Source organism: Rhabdothermincola sediminis (genome assembly GCF_014805525.1).
In the GTDB taxonomy this organism is placed as follows: Bacteria; Actinomycetota; Acidimicrobiia; order Acidimicrobiales; family Acidimicrobilacustridaceae; genus Rhabdothermincola; species Rhabdothermincola sediminis.
Genome location: NZ_JACFSZ010000011.1, coordinates 96,876 through 115,222 on the forward strand (window position 1 = coordinate 96,876; position 18,347 = coordinate 115,222).

Annotated in this window: 18 protein-coding genes; 11 read left to right on the plus strand and 7 right to left on the minus strand. The window is 68.6% G+C overall.

Going from position 1 to position 18,347, the window contains the following annotated elements:
- Positions 1–2 precede the first annotated feature (2 nt).
- The 4 genes from ctaF to HZF19_RS10620 are packed head-to-tail and all read right to left on the minus strand — an operon-like array spanning position 3 to position 3,842.
- Positions 3–491 (minus strand): aa3-type cytochrome oxidase subunit IV, encoded by a 489-nt coding sequence (gene ctaF / locus HZF19_RS10610; protein ID WP_208028750.1) that lies wholly within the window; start codon positions 489–491, stop codon positions 3–5.
- On the minus strand, positions 488–2,188 hold the full coding sequence (gene ctaD, locus HZF19_RS10615) for a cytochrome c oxidase subunit I (RefSeq protein ID WP_307781202.1): 1,701 nt from the start codon (positions 2,186–2,188) through the stop codon (positions 488–490). The genes ctaF and ctaD overlap by 4 nt, the downstream gene beginning before the upstream one ends.
- Positions 2,185–2,949 carry a cytochrome c oxidase subunit II gene (gene coxB / locus HZF19_RS16375; RefSeq protein WP_235979827.1) on the minus strand — a complete coding sequence of 255 codons (765 nt, stop codon included), beginning with the start codon at positions 2,947–2,949 and terminating at the stop codon, positions 2,185–2,187. Before coxB ends, ctaD begins: the two co-directional genes overlap by 4 nt.
- A gap of 23 nt (positions 2,950–2,972) precedes the next feature.
- Entirely contained in the window at positions 2,973–3,842 is an 870-nt protein-coding gene (locus HZF19_RS10620; protein ID WP_208028752.1) for a cytochrome c oxidase assembly protein, read from the minus strand.
- A 65-nt stretch (positions 3,843–3,907) separates the two neighbouring features.
- Between HZF19_RS10620 and HZF19_RS10625 the strand changes: the two genes are divergently transcribed.
- From HZF19_RS10625 to HZF19_RS10655, 7 genes are read left to right on the plus strand one after another with little or no spacing between them, the layout of a single operon-like run.
- Positions 3,908–4,486, plus strand: a complete 579-nt coding sequence (locus HZF19_RS10625) for a cytochrome c oxidase subunit 3 (RefSeq protein ID WP_208028753.1) — start codon at positions 3,908–3,910, stop codon at positions 4,484–4,486.
- Positions 4,483–5,316, plus strand: a complete 834-nt coding sequence (gene qcrC / locus HZF19_RS10630) for a cytochrome bc1 complex diheme cytochrome c subunit (protein WP_208028754.1) — start codon at positions 4,483–4,485, stop codon at positions 5,314–5,316. The genes HZF19_RS10625 and qcrC overlap by 4 nt, the downstream gene beginning before the upstream one ends.
- Positions 5,309–6,259, plus strand: a complete 951-nt coding sequence (locus HZF19_RS10635; protein ID WP_208028755.1) for a ubiquinol-cytochrome c reductase iron-sulfur subunit — start codon at positions 5,309–5,311, stop codon at positions 6,257–6,259. Before qcrC ends, HZF19_RS10635 begins: the two co-directional genes overlap by 8 nt.
- Positions 6,256–7,671 carry a cytochrome bc1 complex cytochrome b subunit gene (gene qcrB, locus HZF19_RS10640; RefSeq protein ID WP_208028756.1) on the plus strand — a complete coding sequence of 472 codons (1,416 nt, stop codon included), beginning with the start codon at positions 6,256–6,258 and terminating at the stop codon, positions 7,669–7,671. The genes HZF19_RS10635 and qcrB overlap by 4 nt, the downstream gene beginning before the upstream one ends.
- A 9-nt stretch (positions 7,672–7,680) precedes the next feature.
- Positions 7,681–8,334: a PRC-barrel domain-containing protein gene (locus HZF19_RS17150; protein WP_208028757.1), complete on the plus strand. Its 654-nt coding sequence runs from the start codon at positions 7,681–7,683 to the stop codon at positions 8,332–8,334.
- A gap of 42 nt (positions 8,335–8,376) precedes the next feature.
- Positions 8,377–8,679 carry a hypothetical protein gene (locus tag HZF19_RS10650; protein ID WP_208028758.1) on the plus strand — a complete coding sequence of 101 codons (303 nt, stop codon included), beginning with the start codon at positions 8,377–8,379 and terminating at the stop codon, positions 8,677–8,679.
- Positions 8,676–9,518 (plus strand): PIG-L deacetylase family protein, encoded by an 843-nt coding sequence (locus HZF19_RS10655; RefSeq protein WP_208028759.1) that lies wholly within the window; start codon positions 8,676–8,678, stop codon positions 9,516–9,518. Before HZF19_RS10650 ends, HZF19_RS10655 begins: the two co-directional genes overlap by 4 nt.
- 132 nt (positions 9,519–9,650) lie before the next feature.
- Here HZF19_RS10655 and HZF19_RS10660 read toward each other — a convergent pair whose 3' ends face one another.
- Together HZF19_RS10660 and zwf are read right to left on the minus strand one after the other, a co-directional pair.
- The gene (locus HZF19_RS10660; RefSeq protein WP_208028760.1) at positions 9,651–10,241 is read right to left on the minus strand and encodes a histidine phosphatase family protein; all 591 of its coding nucleotides are present in this window, start codon (positions 10,239–10,241) and stop codon (positions 9,651–9,653) included.
- Positions 10,241–11,662: a glucose-6-phosphate dehydrogenase gene (zwf, locus tag HZF19_RS10665; RefSeq protein ID WP_208028761.1), complete on the minus strand. Its 1,422-nt coding sequence runs from the start codon at positions 11,660–11,662 to the stop codon at positions 10,241–10,243. The genes HZF19_RS10660 and zwf overlap by 1 nt, the downstream gene beginning before the upstream one ends.
- Before the next feature lie 72 nt (positions 11,663–11,734).
- Between zwf and HZF19_RS10670 the strand changes: the two genes are divergently transcribed.
- Positions 11,735–13,630, plus strand: a complete 1,896-nt coding sequence (locus tag HZF19_RS10670; RefSeq protein WP_208028762.1) for a glycoside hydrolase family 15 protein — start codon at positions 11,735–11,737, stop codon at positions 13,628–13,630.
- Between the two features lie 106 nt (positions 13,631–13,736).
- Positions 13,737–14,873 carry a ferritin-like domain-containing protein gene (locus tag HZF19_RS10675; protein ID WP_208028763.1) on the plus strand — a complete coding sequence of 379 codons (1,137 nt, stop codon included), beginning with the start codon at positions 13,737–13,739 and terminating at the stop codon, positions 14,871–14,873.
- A 4-nt stretch (positions 14,874–14,877) separates the two neighbouring features.
- Here HZF19_RS10675 and HZF19_RS10680 read toward each other — a convergent pair whose 3' ends face one another.
- The gene (locus tag HZF19_RS10680; protein ID WP_208028764.1) at positions 14,878–16,797 is read right to left on the minus strand and encodes an APC family permease; all 1,920 of its coding nucleotides are present in this window, start codon (positions 16,795–16,797) and stop codon (positions 14,878–14,880) included.
- 205 nt (positions 16,798–17,002) lie between these two features.
- Here HZF19_RS10680 and HZF19_RS10685 point away from each other — a divergent pair, with 205 nt between their 5' ends.
- Entirely contained in the window at positions 17,003–17,671 is a 669-nt protein-coding gene (locus HZF19_RS10685) for a potassium channel family protein (protein WP_307781203.1), read from the plus strand.
- Positions 17,671–18,342 (plus strand): potassium channel family protein, encoded by a 672-nt coding sequence (locus tag HZF19_RS10690; RefSeq protein WP_208028765.1) that lies wholly within the window; start codon positions 17,671–17,673, stop codon positions 18,340–18,342. The genes HZF19_RS10685 and HZF19_RS10690 overlap by 1 nt, the downstream gene beginning before the upstream one ends.
- The last annotated feature ends 5 nt before the right edge of the window (positions 18,343–18,347 follow it).

The following is an 18,347-nucleotide window of genomic DNA, read 5'->3' on the forward strand; positions in this document are numbered from 1 at the left end:
CCTCAGGCTCGGTCCCGGCTCTGCCGGGCCGCGCCGACCAGCGAGAGACCGAGCACCGCCACGCCGGGTACCCAGACGAACCAGCCGAACGGGATCCCGGCGAGCATCAGTGCAGCGCCGGCGCCGGCCCCCAGCGGCCACACGCTGCTGTGGGGGAGGTAGAGCCCCTCGTGCACCGGGGGGCCCGCCAGGTCAGGGTATTCGGTGGCCTCTGCTTCGGGTTGCACGTCCCGGACCCGCCAGGCGAGATAACCGGCGACGATGAACGCGAACACGCTGGCCAGTCCCAGCAGCGCCACTCCGGCCCATTCGTAGGCCGTCGCCGCGTAGATGACGGCGATGAGCAGGTAGAAGCCACCGATGGCGAGGAACACCTTCGATTCGGTCGGGAGACCCCGGGGAGGCTCGACCGCGCTGATCCCCGTAGCCACGTGGGTGCCCCCCTCGTCCTCGATGGCCGGCACCGGGAACTCCTCCTGTCCGCCGCTCATCCCACCCATCCCCTCGGTTGTCCGGTGGGTCGACCGTGCTCTCGTGGTGAACGATGCTGGGGATGGTTGTGGTCCCACAGCGGCCGTTCGCTGCGGATCGGTGGGAGGGCGTCGACGAAGTTACCGGGTGGTGGCGGTGAGGGTGTGCACCACTCCAGCGTGTGGCCTCCCCACGGGTCGGACCCCGCGGGCTTTCCGTTGCGAGTGGTCGTCCAGACGTTCCAGAGGAACACGAGCGTCGACGCCCCGAGGATGCCGGAACCGATGGACGAGATCAGGTTCAGGGTGGTGAACCCGTCGCTCTCGAGGTAGGACCACACGCGCCGGGGCATCCCTTCGAGGCCCAGGATGTGCTGCACGAAGAAGGTGAGCTGGAATCCGACGAACATCATCCAGAAGTGCACATGTCCCCAGCCCTCGTGGAGCATCCGGCCGGTGAACTTCGGGAACCAGTAGTAGACGCCGGCGAACAGCGCGAAGACCGAACCACCGAAGAGCACGTAGTGGAAGTGGGCGACCACGAAGTACGAGTCGTGCAGGTGGAAGTCGAGCGAGGGAGAGGAGAGCATCACCCCGGTCACCCCTCCCATCACGAACGTGACCAGGAAGCCGATCGCGAAGAGCAGCGGGGTGGCGAACACGAGCTGGCCGCCCCACATCGTGCCGATCCAGTTGAAGAACTTCACGCCCGTCGGCACCGCGATGAGCATGGTGAGTGCGGCGAAGAAGGGGAGCAGCACCGCGCCGGTGGCGTACATGTGATGCGCCCAGACACCGATCGAGAGCGCCCCGATGGCCATCGTGGCGAAGACCAGCCCCCGGTAGCCGAAGACGGGTCGCCGGGCGAAGACGGGGAAGATCTCGGTCACCACACCGAAGAACGGCAGGACCAGGATGTAGACCTCGGGGTGGCCGAAGAACCAGAACAGGTGCTGCCACAGCAGTGGCATGCCGCCGTTCGCCGCGTCGAACACGTGCCCGCCGAAGTACCGGTCAGCGAAGAGCATGACCGCTGCCGCGGTGAGCACCGGGAAGGCGATCAGCACGAGGATGCTGGTCACGATCATGTTCCAGGTGAAGATCGGCAAGCGGAACATGGTCATGCCGGGCGCGCGCATGGTGGCCACGGTCGTGAGGATGTTCACCGCGGTGAGGATCCCCGACAGGCCCGTGAGGGCGACGCCGGCGATCCAGAGGTCACCCCCCACCCCGGGCGAGCGCACGCCATCGGAGAGTGGCGTGTAGGCGAACCAGCCGAAGCTGGGGGGGCCGTTCGATGTGAGGAAGCTGGACAGCATGGTGAGGCCGCCTGCCAGGTAGACCCAGTACGAGAACAGGTTGAGGCGGGGCAGCGCCATGTCTCGGGCTCCCGCCTGCAGCGGCACGAGGTAGTTCGCCAACCCGAACGCGAAGGGGCCGGCGAACAGGAACAGCATGATGCTGCCGTGCATGGTGAAGAACTGGTTGTAGGTGTCGGTGCCGAGGATGTGTTGCTCGGGTTGGGCGAGCTGCGCCCGGATCGCGAGTGCGAGCACCCCGCCGATGAGGAAGAACGCGAACGCGGTCACCATGTAGGCGAGTCCGATGTCCTTGTGGTCGGTGCTGGTGAACCAACGGAGCAATCCGGTGGGACGCCCGTGGGCTTCGGGGCGTGCAGGCTCGGGAGTCGCAGCCGGCCGGTCGTCGAGCACGGTCACGATGAGGCCTCCGTTCCCGATGGTGGCAGCTCGAGTGGTGCCAGGACGGGTTGCGGCAGCGACCGGGTCTGTGCGATCCAGGCGTCGTACTCCGCCGCGGGAACGGCATAGACGTCGAAGGTCATCTTCCAGTGGTCCAGCCCGCAGTACTCCGCGCACCGCCCCCGCCATTTGCCCGGCTTGGTGATCTTGACGTCGATCGCGTTGTCGACGCCCGGGATGAGGTCGCGCTTCTCGAGGAACTCGGGCACCCAGAACGAGTGGATCACGTCATGGGCCCGGAGCTCGATGCGCACCGTGCGCCCGATCGGCAGCACGAGCGGGGGCATCGCCGCATCGGTGCCGTTGACCGTGACTCCCTGGTCGACGTAGTCGAACCGCCACTGCCACTGGAAGCCGGTGACCTCCACGGTGAGGTCCGGGTCGTCGTCGAGGTCCGTGAAGCCCCGCTGGGTCACGACCGTGAGGGTGAAGAGGGTGGCGACGATGATCACCGGCACGACCGTGTAGAGGACCTCGATCGGGATGTTGTACTGCCGCTGGTCCGGCATCCCGTCGCCTCGGCGCCGGAAGCGGATCGCGGCCACGAGCACCAGGAGCCAGATCAGGGCCGTGACCGCGACCGCGCCGGACAAGAACACCCGCCAGGTCTGCGTGAAGTTCCTTCCTTGCTCGGTGACCTGGTCCGGTGCCCCGCCCGTGGAAGAGCAGGACACGAGCAGCCACGCCGCCGACGAGACGAGTGCGACGACCCGCGCCATCGGGCGGCGTCCGATCGAGCCGCTCATCCGACCGCGCCGAGCATGTGGTCCTCACGGGCGTCGGCTCGGCGGCTGATCCGGCTCTCGTGTGCCATCCACTGAACGAGGACCACCGCCCCCGCCACGAGCCCGGTGAGATCACCCACCGCCCACATCAGCCCGGCCCCGAGGTGTTGATCGGCGAGGAGCGGTGCACCGTCGGGTCGTGGCGTGTGCTCGTAGTAGCTGCGCGCCAGAGGTTCGTCACCGACCATGAGCGCCAGTCCCAGGAATGCGTGGAACGGCACGGTCAGCATGACGAGGAGGAGGCGGAATCCGTAGTGGATCCGATGACTCACCGGGTCCAGGCCGATGACCGCCCAGAAGAACACGCAGCCCGTGAGCAGGAAGTGCGCGTGCACCAGATGGTGTACCACGTGGTTCTCTAGCGAGAGCTGGTAGAGCGGGGTGAAGTACAGCCCGAAGAGCGTCACGCCGAACAGCAGCCATGCCACGACGGGATGGGTGACCAGAGACACCGGGCGGCTGTGCAGCACCCGCAGGAACCGCACCTGGACGGGACGGCTCGAGGCTTGCAGGGCGAGCGTCGCGGGCGCACCCAGTGCCAGCAGGAACGGGGCGACCATGCCGATCGACACGTGCTCGGCCACGTGAGCGCTGAACAGCACGTGACCGTAGGCGGCGAGACCGGACTGGGTCGCGATCACGAGCACCACGAGGCCCGATCCGAACGCGGCCGAGCGAGCGATGGACCACTGCCGTCCTCGTGCGCGCAGCCGTCGGACACCGAGGAGGTAGAGCACGCCGCAGGTGATGATGAGTAGCGCGCTGGGTGCTGCGAGCGCCGATTCGGACACGAGGCTCTCGATCGAAGCCGGTGGCAGCGCCTCCATCGCGATCCGACGGTACTCCTGTGCCGAGCAGCACGTGAGGTGCAGCGTTCTGCAAACATGGGCACGTGACCGGGCTGGCCACCGTGGACCGACCGGACGACGTGCCGTCGCCCCTCGGCGTCGGCGTCGTCATCTGGCTGGCCTCGGAGGTGATGTTCTTCGCCGGCCTCTTCGGCGCCTACTTCGCGCTGTTGGCTCACAACGCACCGAATTGGCCGCCCGCGGACGTCCATCTGGACCTCCTCCGAGCGGCGGTGTTCACCTCGGTGCTGGTGGCGTCCAGCTTCACCGTCCACGCGTCGGTCGTCGCCTCCGAGCGCGGCCGGCGGCGGGCGGCCTCGTGGTACCTGATCGCCACGATCGTGCTCGGCGCGCTGTTCCTGACCAACCAGGTGCTCGAGTACTCGGTCCTCGGGTTCGGCATCGACAGCCACGCCTACGGGACGATCTTCTACCTGCTCACCGGGTTCCACGGCCTGCACGTGTTCGGTGGGCTGGTCGCGCTGGCGCTGGTGGGCTGGGTGGTCTTCAGCCGCTACAGCCGTGTCCCCTCGACGCAGACCCTGCGGGTCGTCAGCTACTACTGGCACTTCGTGGATGTCGTCTGGGTCGTGCTGTTCGTCGTCGTGTTCGTGATCCGATGAAGGTCCGCGCCACGCTGGCGGCGACGCTGCTCGTCCTCGGTGGCACGCTGGCGCTGGCGGTCACGGCCGGGCGGGCGGGAGCTGACGAGTCACAGGAACCCGATACCGCCGTGGCGCCGCAGCCGGGGAGCCCCGCGGCCGTCCAGCTCGAGGCCAACCGCGACCCGGAGATGGTGGCCGCCGGGGAGCGGCTCTACCTCACCGGCTGCGTGAGTTGCCACGGGGTGGGGGGGCAGGGCACCGCCGACTACCCGACCCTCATCGGCGTGGGCGCCGCCTCTGCCGACTTCTTCCTCCGCACGGGCCGGATGCCCCTGGCGGCCCCCGCCCCGCAGTCCCCGGCCAAGCCTCCCGCCTACACCGACGAGCAGATCATCCAGCTCGTCGCCTACGTGGCTTCCCTCGGTGATGGGCCGCCCGTGCCCGACATCCGGCCCGAGCGGGGGGACCTCGCCGAGGGTGGCCAGCTCTACCTGGCGAACTGCGCGGCCTGCCACAACTCGACCGGGATCGGTGGCGCGCTCAGCCACGGGAACCAGGCACCGCCGCTCCTCAGCGTGGCGCCGACCCAGATCGGCGAGGCGCCTCGGATCGGTCCCGGTCAGATGCCAGTGTTCGGACCGGACACGCTCTCGGACGAGCAGCTCGACTCGATCGTGCGGTACGTCCTCTACCTCCAGGATCCCGAACACCCGGGTGGCCTGCGGATCGGGTCCGCCGGCCCGGTTCCCGAGGGGCTCGTGGCCTGGCTGGTCGGGCTCGGTGGCCTGGTGCTGATCGCGCGGTGGATCACGAAGGAGCGGCGTGAGCACAGGAGGGCCCATGGCTGAGGCACACGACGCGGGCGGTGCCCCGAGGCCTGAACCCGGGACCGACGACCTTGCGCCGGCCGGGGCGTCGATGGCGGGTGGCCCCCGCCGCCACGGTGAGCGGCTGCCCGCCGCGTTCTTCGTGCTCAGCATCGTCGGCGGCCTCGCGCTCGCCGTCGTGTACTGGGAGGGTGGGCAGGCACAGCTCGAAGGGGTGTTCCTGGCCCTGGCGCTCGGCGGGTTCGGGGTGGCGATGGTGTTGTGGGCCAAGCGCTTCATGCCCGAGGGCCCCGACGTCGAGCCTCGGGGCCGCATGGGGTCGACCCCGGAGGAGATCGAGGCCTTCACGGCCGATTTCGAATCGGGCGAGTACGAGCTCGAGCGCCGCAGCCTGCTCACCAAGCTCATGCTCGGTGCCGGCGCGGCGCTCGGTCTCGCAGTGCTGTTCCCCATCCGCTCGCTGGGGCCGAGACCAGGGGAGTGGATGGTGCGCTCGCCGTTCCGTCGCGGGATGCGCCTGGTCGACGAGACCGGCAACCCGGTGCGTCCGGAGGACCTCCGCGTCGACGGCGTGCTGACCGTGTTCCCCGAGGGTGATCTCGCTGACGAGTATGCGCAGACCATGCTCATCAAGCTGGACCCAGGCCGGACCTTCACCCCGAGACCTGGCCGGGAGAGCTGGACGGTCGACGGCCTGGTGGCGTACTCGAAGGTGTGCACCCATGTCGGCTGCCCGGTCGGTCTCTACGAGGCGCGGTTCGGGCAGTTGCTCTGTCCCTGCCACCAGTCGACCTTCGACGTGTACCAGGGAGCGAAGCCGGTGTTCGGACCGGCGACCACATCGCTGCCGCAGCTTCCCCTCGGTGTCGACGACGAGGGGTACCTGATCGCCGAGGGCGGGTTCTCCGATCCGATCGGGCCGGGGTTCTGGAACCAGGACCGCCAGTGGGAGCGCGGCTCGTGAACGAGGGTGGGCTCCCATCGGCGCGAACCCGTGCCGGGCGCCTGGCGCGGTGGGTCGACGACCGGGTGGGGGTGGCGCGCGCCGGGCGGAGCACGCTGCAGAAGGTGTTCCCCAACCACTGGTCGTTCCTGCTCGGCGAGATCGCCCTCTACTCGTTCGTCGTGCTCGTCATCACCGGCGTCTTCCTCACGTTCTTCTTCAAGGCAAGCACCGAACCGGTGACCTACGACGGCAGCTACGAGCCGCTCCAGGGGGTCGAGGTGTCGCAGGCCTACAAATCGACCCTCGATCTCAGCTTCGACGTCCGTGCCGGGCTGGTGATGCGTCAGATGCACCACTGGGCGGCCCTGGTGTTCGTCGCCGCGATCGTCGTGCACCTGGCCCGGGTGTTCTTCACCGGAGCGTTCCGCCGCCCTCGGGAGCTGAACTGGGTGATCGGGATCACCCTGCTGCTGCTCGGCATCGTCAACGGCTTCGCTGGCTACTCCCTCCCCGACGACCAGCTCTCCGGCACGGGTGTCCGCATAGCGTACTCGGTGCTGCTCTCCGTACCCTTCATCGGTCCGTGGGCTGCGTCGCTGCTGTTCGGAGGGGGGTTCCCCGGCGAGGACATCATCCCGAGGCTGTTCGCCATCCACATCCTCATCGTCCCGGTGATCATCACCGGGCTACTCGTGCTCCACCTCGGTCTGCTCGTCCGGCACAAGCACACGCACTTCCCGGGCAAGGGTGCGCGGGACGACAACGTCGTGGGCGAACGACTCTGGCCCACCTATGTCTTCAAAGCGGGTGGGCTGTTCTTCCTGGTGGGCGCCGTGCTCGCCGCACTGGGTGGCCTGGCGCAGATCAACCCCGTGTGGATGTGGGGCCCCTACCAGACCCAGAACGTCAGCTCTGCCTCCCAGCCGGACTGGTACATGGGCTGGCTCGAAGGCGCTTTGCGCCTCATGCCCAACTGGGAGTGGCGGGGCTGGGGCTACCAGATCCCGAACCCGTTCTGGGCGGCGGTGTTGCTACCCGGGGTCACCTTCACCCTGCTCTACCTCTGGCCCTGGATCGAAGCCCGGGTCACCGAGGACCGTCGGGCGCACCACGTGCTCGATCGGCCGCGTGACCGACCGGTGCGCACCGCCCTCGGCGCGGCCACGCTGTCCTTCTACACCGTCCTGGGTTTCGCCGGTTCGAACGACGTCCTCGCGATCGCGTTCGATCTGTCACTCAACGCCGTCCTGGTGGCGTTCCGGGTCCTACTGTTCACGGTGCCTCCGGTCGTGGGGGTGGCCACCTACCGGGTCTGCAAGGAGCTACAGCGGCGGGACGGTCCCGCTGCCGGCGAGTCGCCCGGTGACCGGGTGGCAGGTCCCGGACAGCTCGGGCCGGGAGACCAGGCCGCCGCGGAACCGGTGCCGTAGCATCGGGTCGTGAGCCAGTTCCGCGTCGGTGCGGTGGTGCGAGGCCCCCAGGGTGAGCTGGGCAAGGTCGACGCCCTGATCGTCGATCCGACCAGCCGCCGGGTCACGCACCTCGTGGTGCTGCGCCACCGCCTCGGTCCGCGGGTGCTGGTGCCCGAGCGCGCGGTCCTCGACGCGACGCCTGAGGTCGTGTCGGTCAGCCTGGACGACGCCGGGGTCGAGCAGTGCGACCAGTTCGACGAGCCCAGCTACGACCGGCCCGATCCGGCGGTCACGTACGACGAGCTGGCGCTGGATCCTGGCTCCTACTTCCTCGAGCCGTACGTGTCCCCCATCGAGGGTTGGGCCCTCGCCGAGCACGAGCGCATCCCGAAGGGTGAGGTGTCGATCAGGCGCGGCGACGACGTCGTCGCGTCCGACGGGTCGAGGCTCGGGCAGGTCGACGAGTTCCTCGTGGATCCGGCCGACGGGCACATCACGCACATCGTCCTGCGCCAGGGTCACGTCTTCCGCCACGACGACGACGTGCTGATCCCCGTGGGCTCGGCCCGTTTCGACGAGGGTCAAGTGGTGCTGGACCTGGACGCGGCCGCGGTGGACGCTCTCCCGAAGATCCCCGTCCAGCGGCATCGCCACGTGGAGACAGATCGAGCACGAGAGTGAGACCGCTCCGGCCACCCGGCCGGGAGCGAGACAGGAGGCCCGATGGCAGAGACACCGGACATCAGCAAACTGCAGGACCAGGTCTTCGAGTTGGTGCGCCGCAGCCAGGAGGCCATCCTCGACGCCGGCCGCTCCTTCGCGGACAACCTGGCATCGGTCGCACCGGGTGACCGTGAGGCGATCGACAAGTTGCTCGATGACGCCTTCGAGTTCACCGAGCGGGTGCTCAAAACCCAGCGAGAGCTCGCGAAGTCCGTGGTGCAGGCGGTCACCGGTCCGCTCACCGGGGGGGCGAGCGGAGCTGAAGGGGAGTCCGGCGACTCCGGCGACGACGGCGGCGAGTGAGGCCCGCCGACCTCCACGTCCCCGACGGCTCCGGCGCGTCCGAGGCGCTCGCTCGCACGACCGACCTCGGTGTCGTCGCCCATCCGGACGATCTCGAGCTACTGGCCATGGCGGCCATCGGCCAGTGCGCGGCGGACGAGCACCGGTGGTTCACGGGCATCGTGTGCACCGACGGCGCTGGCTCGACGCGATCGGGCCAGGCGGCGGGGTTGACCGACCGCGAGCTCATCGCGGCGCGGCGCGAGGAGCAGATCCGCGCCGCCGACCTCGGCGGCTACTCCGCCGTCGCCCTCCTCGGCCGTCCGAGCGGTCACGTGCGCTCACCGGACGGGTTCGAGTCGCTGGTCGGCGAGCTGGCGGCGCTGCTGGAGCAGACCCGCCCGGTCAACGTGTACACGCACAACCTCGCCGACAAGCACCCCACCCACGTGGCGGTCGGGTGTGCCGTGGTGCGCGCCATTCGCTCACTGGCACCGCAGCAGCGGCCGGCGCGCCTGGTGGGCTGCGAGGGATGGCGTGATCTCGACTGGCTCGACGACCACGAGAAGGTCCGGCTCGATGTCACCCCGTTCGCGGAGCTCGCCGAGGGTCTGGTGGCCGTGTTCCGCACCCAGATCGAGGGTGGGAAGCGCTTCGATCTGGCCGCGGCGGGTCGGAGGCGGGCAAATGCGGTGTTCGACGATCCCCGGGAGCCCGATGCCTGCGACGAGGTGACTGTGGCGATGGACCTCGCGCCGCTGATCGTGAACGACGATCTCGACCCAGTCGCCTACGTCACCAGCGCGATCGACCGGTTCCGTGCCGACGTCGATCGCAGACTTCGGCAGTACTTCGCCTGACCTGCGCTACGCCCCCGAACTGTTCATGGATCCGCGGCTCATCAGCGCGCGTCGGTGAACAGAATGGGAAGCGTGGTGCCTCGACGGTTCGTGCCTCGACGTGTCCTGGCGGTGCTGGCGCGGCCAACGATCTCAGGTCTTTCGGGACGAGGGACGGTTCCAGAGTCGCACCCCCCGATGCTCGTGCTCCCAACCGAGGACCGACAACGTCGCGGTCTCGAGTGGGAAGCGTCGCCCCTCCCGCGGCGGGAGCTCGCACCAGCAGGCGGCGAGCACCCGCAAGATGTGACCGTGGGCGAAGAGCGCCACGTCTCCGCCGGCGCCGAGCGCGCGGTCGATCACCCGTCGGGCCCGCTCGGCGACGTCCTCGAGGCGTTCACCACCGGGGATGGGCCCGGTCCAGACGGTCCAGCCGGGTACGCGCTGGCGGATCTCGGCCGTGGTCAGGCCCTCGTAGTCTCCGTAGTCCCATTCGCGAAGGTCCGTCGTGGTGACCGCTCGGTCCAGGTAGCCCGCCGCGGCGCAGGTCTCCTGCGCCCGGCGGAGCGGGCTCACGAGTACCAGGGCGAACGGTCGCCCGGCGAGCAGATGGGCGACGCCGTCGGCTTGGCCGCGCCCGGTGTCGTTGAGTGGGAGGTCGGTGCGGCCGGTGTGGCGGCCACTCACGCTCCAGTCGGTCGCGCCGTGCCGGACCAGGTACACCTCGGGGCGGCCGTCTTCCATCAGCGCGACGCCGCCGGCGGCTCCCCCGGCCAGCGGCCGTACCCGTGTACCAGCGCCTCGGCTGCCGGCGGTCCCCACGACCCCCGCGGGTACACCGCGGTCGGTGGGCGGTGGGTCAGGATCGGCTCCACGATCCGCCAGGACTCCTCGATGGAGTCCTCCCGGGCGAACAGCGTCGGGTCTCCCGCCATCGCCTCCTCGATGAGCAACTCGTACGGCTCGGGGCCGACGTCGGTCCACAGCTGCTCGGGCGGCGCGATGGTGATCGGTCGGGGGGTCATCTGCTCGCCGGGCACCTTCTGGAGCATCGTGACCGCGGTGAAGCTGTTGGGCTTCACCTCGATGCGGATGGTGTTCGGCGGCAGCTCGTCTTTGTGGCGCGGCATCCACAAGGGCACCGGGGGCGAGTGCAGCTCCACGGTCATCTCGGTGACGGTCTCGGCCAACGCCTTCCCGGCGCGCAGGAAGAACGGCACCCCGTGCCAGCGGGGCGAGTCGATGTCGAGCCGGAACGCACCGAAGGTCTCGGTGTCGGATCCCGGTCGAACGCCATCCACCTCGAGATAGCCCTCGTACTGGCCGCGGACGTAGTGGCCGGGATCCACGGGGCGAGCCGCGGCGAGGGCCTTGGCCTTCTCGTCGCGCAACGCGCGGCTGCTCTCGTTCACGGGCTGTTCCATGGCCACCAGCGCGACCATCTGCAGCAGGTGGTTCTGCATCACGTCGCGTAGTGCGCCCACGCCGTCGTAGAACCCACCCCGGTCCTCCACCCCGAACGCCTCGGCCATGGTGATCTTCACCGACCGGACGTACGACCGGTTCCACAGCGGTTCGAGGATGGTGTTGGTGAAGCGAGTTATGAGCAGGTTGCGCATCGACTCCTTGCCGATGAAGTGGTCGATCCGGAAGATCGCGCTCTCCGGGAAATGCTCGTGCAGGATGTCGTTGAGCTCGATGGCGCTGGCGAGGTCGCGCCCGAAGGGCTTCTCGACGATGAGCCGCGCCCCCTCGGCGAGCCCCGCAGCAGCGAGGCTGCTGGCCACGGTGGCGAACATCGAAGGAGGGATCGCGAGGTGGAAGATGGGGTGGCGGGCACCGCCGACGGCCGCGCGGAGCCGGGCGAACGTGTCGGGATCCTGGTAGTCGCCGGACACGTATCGCATGAAGGAGGCAAGGCGGTCGAACACGGCCTGGTTCCAGTGCCCACCCTGCTCACGCACGGCCTGCTCGGCGCGTGCCCGCAGGTCGTCGTCGGTCCAGCGGTCGAGGGCGACCCCGATGACCGGGACGTCGAGCAGGCCCCGGGCAGCCAGGCGGTAGATGGCCGGGAAGAGCTTCTTGTGGGCGAGATCACCGCTGGCGCCGAACATCACCAGTGCGTCCGAGCGTGGTCGGTTCGCGTCGGGTTCCCCACGAGGCATGCGGGAAACGTAGCGGTGGTCCCTGGTTCCGTGTCGGCCGGGACGATCGGTGAGGTGGCAAGCTGACCGGGCATGCCGTCGCTGATCGAGGACTACGCCATCATCGGTGACACCGAGACGGTCGCCCTGGTCGGTCGTGACGGGTCCATCGACTGGTTCTGCGCGCCTCGCTTCGACAGCGCTGCCTGCTTCGCGGCCCTGCTCGGTGATCGCCACCACGGTCGCTGGCTCCTCGCGCCGCATGACCGGCCGTCGAGGGTCGATCGCCGGTACCGGGGCGACACGCTGGTGCTCGAGACGGTGTTCACCACGCCCACCGGGCAGGTGGCAGTCATCGATTTCATGCCCGTCCGGCGTCGCGGCGTCGAGTTGGTGCGGATCGTCGAAGGCCGCTCGGGGACGGTCAGGATCGACCTGGAGCTCATCGTTCGCTTCGACTACGGCGCCATCGTCCCGTGGGTGCGAGCCATCGAGGGGGGTAGGGTCGCGATCGGCGGTGCCGACGGGCTGGTGCTGCGCACGCCGGTGGAACTCGAAGGTCGGGACCTCGACACGGTCGCCTCTTTCGACGTGAGCAGCGGTGACCGGGTGCCGTTCGTGATGCAGTGGTTCCCGTCGCACGAGGCGGTTCCCGAACCGATCGACGCCCTGGTAGTCCTCGAGGACACCGAACGCTGGTGGCAGGTCTGGTCCGCTCGCTGCGCCTACGAGGGTGACTACGCGGATGCGGTGATGCGTTCACTCATCACGCTCAAGGCCCTCACACACGCCCCGACCGGCGGGGTGGTCGCGGCGGCGACGACGTCGCTTCCTGAGTACCTGGGTGGGGTGCGCAACTGGGACTACCGCTACTGCTGGCTGCGCGATGCGACGTTCACGCTCTCGGCGCTGAGTGAGGCGGGATACGCGAGCGAAGCGGTGGCGTGGAGCGAATGGCTGCGCCGGGTCATCGCCGGTAGCCCCGACAAGATGCAGATCATGTACGGGATCGGTGGGGAACGCCGCCTGGTCGAGACGGTCATCGACTGGTTGCCCGGCTACGAAGGCTCCGCCCCGGTTCGGATCGGGAATGCGGCCAGCGGGCAGTTCCAGCTCGACGTCTACGGCGAGGTCATGGACATGTTCCTGCACTCGCACGCCTGCCTCGGCAACGAGCTGCCGCCGGACGCCTGGGATCTGGCCCGCATGCTGGTGGAACACGTGCGCGAGGTCTGGACGGAACCAGACGACGGGATCTGGGAGGTGCGAGGGCCGCGCCGGCACTTCGTGCACTCGAAGGTCATGGCCTGGGTGGCCATCGATCGGTGGATCCATCTGTGCGAGCTGAGCGCACGAGCAGGGAGCCGGCCGCACCTGCCGGACCTGTCGCGTTGGATGCAGTTGCGGGACGACATGCACCGTGAGATCTGCGAGAAGGGATACGACCCCGCGGTGGGGGCGTTCACCCAGTACTACGGCTCGAGCGAGCTGGATGCGAGCTGCCTCATGCTGGCGCTGGTGGGTTTCCTGCCCGCGACCGATCCGCGCATCGTGGGCACGGTGGAGGCGATCCAGCGTGAGCTGCTCGTCGACGGCTTCGTGCGCCGTTATCGCACCGAGGCGATCCACGACGCCGGCGACACCGGCGGGTCCGGTAAGGCCGATGCATCGACGACGACGGTCGACGGGCTCCCACCGGGCGAAGGCGCCTTCCTCCTCACCACCTTCTGGTTGCTCGACAACCTGGTGCTCCTCGGCCGCGTGGCGGAGGCCCGGACGGGCTTCGAGCGGTTGCTGGCTCTTCGCAACGACGTGGGCCTGCTGTCCGAGGAGTACGACGTCGAGGACAGCCGCCAGTTGGGCAACTTCCCCCAGGCCTTCTCGCACGTGGGACTCATCCTCACGGCTCACAACCTCACCGGTCAGGGCACCGGTCCGGCTCACCATCGTGCGCTGCGGCATCCTCACTGCGCTTCGGTAGCGCGCTGAGAGCCTCCCGCCGGGGTCGTGGCTGCCGGTGGGCGCTTGGTGACGGTGCCGTTATCATGAGGCCACGCCGGCGCTGCGGCGCCGTCCGGGTCCAAGGGGGAGGCAGATGTCGGATCGGGAACTCATCGGGCGTGACGAAGCCAACGATGTGGACGCCATCGTCACCGCTGCGCTCCAGCACCCCTACGTCGGTTCGGTGCACGTGGTGCGCGACAACGCGGATGCCATCTTCACCTGGGACTACGAGAAGGGCGCCCGGCCCGGCCTCCACAAGCTCTACGAGAAGGCCAAGAACGCCCAGTGGAACGGGGAGACGGATCTCCCCTGGGACACCGACGTCGACCAGGAGGCCCTGACGGTCCAGGTCGCGGGCGCCGAGCCGAACTGGGAGTTCGCCGGCCTCGACGTCACCGGCACCCCGCTGGAGAAGTGGACCAGCAAGGAGTGGATCCGCTGGAACATCGAGCAGCAGAACTGGACGCTGAGCCAGTTCATGCACGGTGAGCAAGGGGCCCTGCTCTGCACGGCCAAGATCGTCGAGACGGTGCCGTGGATCGATGCGAAGTACTACGCGGCCACGCAGGTGATGGACGAGGCTCGCCACGTCGAGGTCTTCGCCAAGTACCTGGACACGAAGCTCTCGGGCCATTACCCCCTGAACGCCCATCTCGGGATGCTGCTCGACGACATCCTCGAGGACAGCCGCTGGGACATGACCTACCTGGGCATGCAGATCATGGTCGAAGGCCTGGCGCTGGCCGCGTTCGGCTTCATGCACGCCCTCACCCCCGAACCGCTGCTCAAGCAACTCCTCCGCTACGTGATGAGCGACGAAGCCCGCCACGTGGCCTTCGGGGTGCTGTCGCTCAAGGAGTACTACGCGGAGCTCTCCGATGCCGAGCTGCGGGAGCGACAGGAGTTCGCGTTCGAGGCTGCGCTGCGGATGCGGGATCGGCTGCTCGCGGTCGAGGTGTGGGACCGCATGGGCATCGACCCTCGGTTGGCGATCGGTCGCTTCAAGGGTGATCGGCTGGAAGACCCCTTCCAGCTCATGCTCTTCTCGAAGATCGTGCCCAACTGCAAGAAGCTCGGGCTGCTCGATGCTGGTGGCGGTTGGCTGCGGGACCGCTTCACCGAGATCGGCGTCATCCAGTTCGAGGACTGGGTCGACACCACCAACGAGTACGAGTCGCTCGACGAGCTCGCCAAGGATCGCGCCGCAGCCGCCTCGCGGCCGGCCTGAGCGTTCAGTACCGTTCCTCCGCACGCTCGTAGAGGTGGATCGGCACCGCAGTCACAACGGTGTTCGGCCGCATGCGCAACCTGGTGCGCAACACGAGCGCGCTCTGGTTGTGGAGAAGCTGCTCCCACCAGTGGCTCAGGACGAACTCGGGCACCACGACCGTGATGATGTCGTCGGGCCACTCCCGATCGAGCTCGTCGATGAACGCCATCACCGGCCCCGCCAGTTCCCGGTAGGGGGAGTAGATGGTGCGTAGCTCAACCGGGATGTCGTATTCCTCCCACTGTTTCTGGAGGCGCTGTTGCTGCTCCTCGTCGTGGACGACGGTGACCGCCATCAGCCGGTCGGGCGCGAGGGATCGCGCATAGGTGATGGCATCGAGCACCCCGCGATGCACCTGGCCGACCAGGACGATGACGGTGTGGCGGTGGCGCTTCGAGCGGTAGCCCTCGGGGACCGAGATGGCGGTGGCGACCCGCACGTAGTGGCGGTGGATGGCCCTGAACATCGTGACGATGATCGGGATCAGCAGCACCGGGATCCAGGCGCCGATCGCGAACTTCGACACCACCACGACCAGGAGCACCACGAACGTCGCCAGGGCGCCGACCGCATTGATCACCTGGTTCCGTCGCCATCCCTTTTCGCGCACCCGCCGGTGGTGGAGCACCATGCCCGCTTGCGAGAGTGTGAAGCCCGTGAAGACCCCGACGGCATAGAGGGGGATCAGGGCGCTGGTGACGCCACCGAAGGCCACGATCAGGATGCCCGCCACCAGGGCGAGCAGGATGATGCCGTTCGAGAAGACCAGCCGGTCCCCGCGGTTGGTGAGCTGCCGGGGGAGGTAGCCGTCACCCGCGATGATCGACGACACCCGCGGGAAGTCCGCGAAGGCGGTGTTGGCCGCGAGGATCAGGATGGCGAAGGTCGAGAACTGGAGCACGTAGTACAAGACGTTGCCCAGGTCCCCGATGCTGCTCGGCCCGTCGAGGTAGAGGTAGCGGCCCATGATCGACAGGAGGGTCTCCTCCTCGCTCACCGTGGGCTTGAGGTTGTGAGCCACTACGGACAATCCCATGAATGCCGTACCGAGGATGAGCCCCATCGCGATCAGGGTCGTCGCAGCGTTGTGCGACTCGGGCTTCTTGAAGGCGGGGACACCGTTGGAGATGGCCTCGATACCGGTCAGGGCCACCGCACCCGAGGAGAAGGCGCGCAACAGCAGGAGCATGCCAAGGCTGCTGAACATCGGGAGGCCATCGGAGCCGATGGCGGTCCCGTGCTGTCGAGCCAGCTCGACCAGCGAGGAGACGTTCTCCTCCATGGGTGGCAGGTCCCGCAGGAAGATCTCGTAGAGCCCGTAGCCGATCAGCAGGGCGAGGCTGACGATGTAGGTGTAGACGGGCGGCGCGAAGAGCTTGCCGGACTCCTTCGCGCCACGGAGGTTCGCCAGCGTCATCACCGCGATGGCGATGAGGCAGAGCGTGACCCGGTACGGGAGCAGCTCGGAGAACGCGGAGGTGATGGCGGCGATCCCCGCCGACACCGAGACCGCGACCGTCAGGATGTAGTCGACGAGCAGCGACGCGCCGGCGACGAGCGAGGGGAGCACACCGAGGTTCTCCCGGCTGACGACGTACGAGCCGCCTCCACTCGGGTAGGCGTAGATCGTCTGCCGGTAGCTGGTGATCACGATCGTCAGCAGGAGGGCGACGACGAGGGAGATCGGCACCAGGCTGTTCAGGGCGACCATGCCGACCACGGGAACCAGGACCAGCAGGATCTCCTCCGTCGCGTAGGCGGTGGAGGAGATGGCGTCCGACGCGAACACCGTCAGCGCGGTCGGCCGACCGAGGCGGGTGTGCGCCTCCTCGGTGCTCGCGATGGGAGGACCGACGATCAGGCGTTTGAGAGCTGAGTACATCGGCGCTCCGCGTGGGTCTTCCGGTCACCGCCGTCCGGGGGTCGTCGGCAATCTACGCCCGGTCGGGCGCCGGCAGGAAAAGTCGTAGCCGGCCGAGTTCGCGGTCGGTTAGGCCGCCAGGGTGGAGCACCACGAGGGCGGGGCTTAGGATGCGCCGGCGTGCCATCGCCCGGCGGTGCGGGCGTGGCCACCGGAGGAGGTAGCCGTGCACGTTGTGGTCGTCGGATGCGGGCGAGTGGGGTCAGGATTGGCCGCGGCGCTCGAGGACGAGGGCCATTCGGTCGCCGTCGTGGACCGCCGTCCGGAGGCGTTCACCCGGCTCCCGGAGGGGTTCCGCGGCGCCACCGTCGTCGGGGTCGGGTTCGACCGGGAGCGGCTACAGCGAGCCGGCATCGAACGGGCGGGCGCGGTGGCGGCGGTCACGAGCGGTGACAACTCCAACATCGTCGTGGCCAGGGTGGCCCGGGAGGCGTTCGGCATCGAGCGGGTGGTGGCCCGCATCTACGACCAGCGGCGCGCCGCGATCTACGAGCGGCTGGGCATCCCCACCGTGGCCACCGTGCAGTGGACGATCGACCGGGTGCTACGTCGTGTGCTTCCCGATTCGCCGAACGTCGAGTGGGTCGATCCGTCGGCCAGCGTGTGCCTCGTGGAGCGTTCGGTCCCCGAGGCGTGGGCAGGTCAACCGGTCGCAGCACTCGAGGTGCCTGGGTCTGCCCGGATCACGGCCGTGACCCGCCTGGGCAAGGCGATGCTCGGGGAATCGGGCTTCGTGCTCCAGGACGGCGATGTGGTGTGGGCGACCTGTGCCGGCGACGGCATCGACCGGTTCGACGAGCACCTCGAAGCCGGGCCGAATGGAGGTGGCCGGTGATGCGGGTGGTCATCGCGGGTGGGGGGAACGTGGGCACCTACATCGCTGGGGAGCTGCACCGGGCGGGCCACGAGGTGCTGATCGTGGAGGTCGACCCCCGCCGAGTCGATCAGGCCCGCTCCGCCGGTGAGCCGGCGGGCGTCGAATGGCTCCAGGCCGACGCCTGCGAGATCTCCGAGCTGGTCCGGGCCGAGCCGGGTCGCGCGGACGTGGTGGTGGCGGTCACGGGCGACGACGAGGACAACCTGGTCATTTCCCTGCTGGCCAAGCAGGAGTTCGGCGTGCCCCGTGTCGTGGCCCGCGTCAACAACCCCTCCAACGAGTGGTTGTTCAACGAGAGTTGGGGGGTGGACCTCTCGGTCTCCACGCCGCACCTGCTCACGGCGCTGGTCGAGGAGGCGCTCACGGTAGGGAGCCTGGTACGCCTGCTGTCGTTCGCCGGCGGCCGGGTCCGTTTGTCCGAGGTCACCCTGGCCGACGTCTCACCGGCTTGTGGGAAGGAGATCGTCGATCTGGACCTGCCCCGCGACTCCACGGTCGTCGCGGTCCTCCGCCAGGATCACGTGGTGGTGCCACGGGGTGACACCACGTTGTACGCGGGAGACGAAGTCGTGGTGCTGGTGACGGACGAGAGCGAAGCTCAGGTTCGCCAGGTGCTCATCGGCACCTGAGCGTG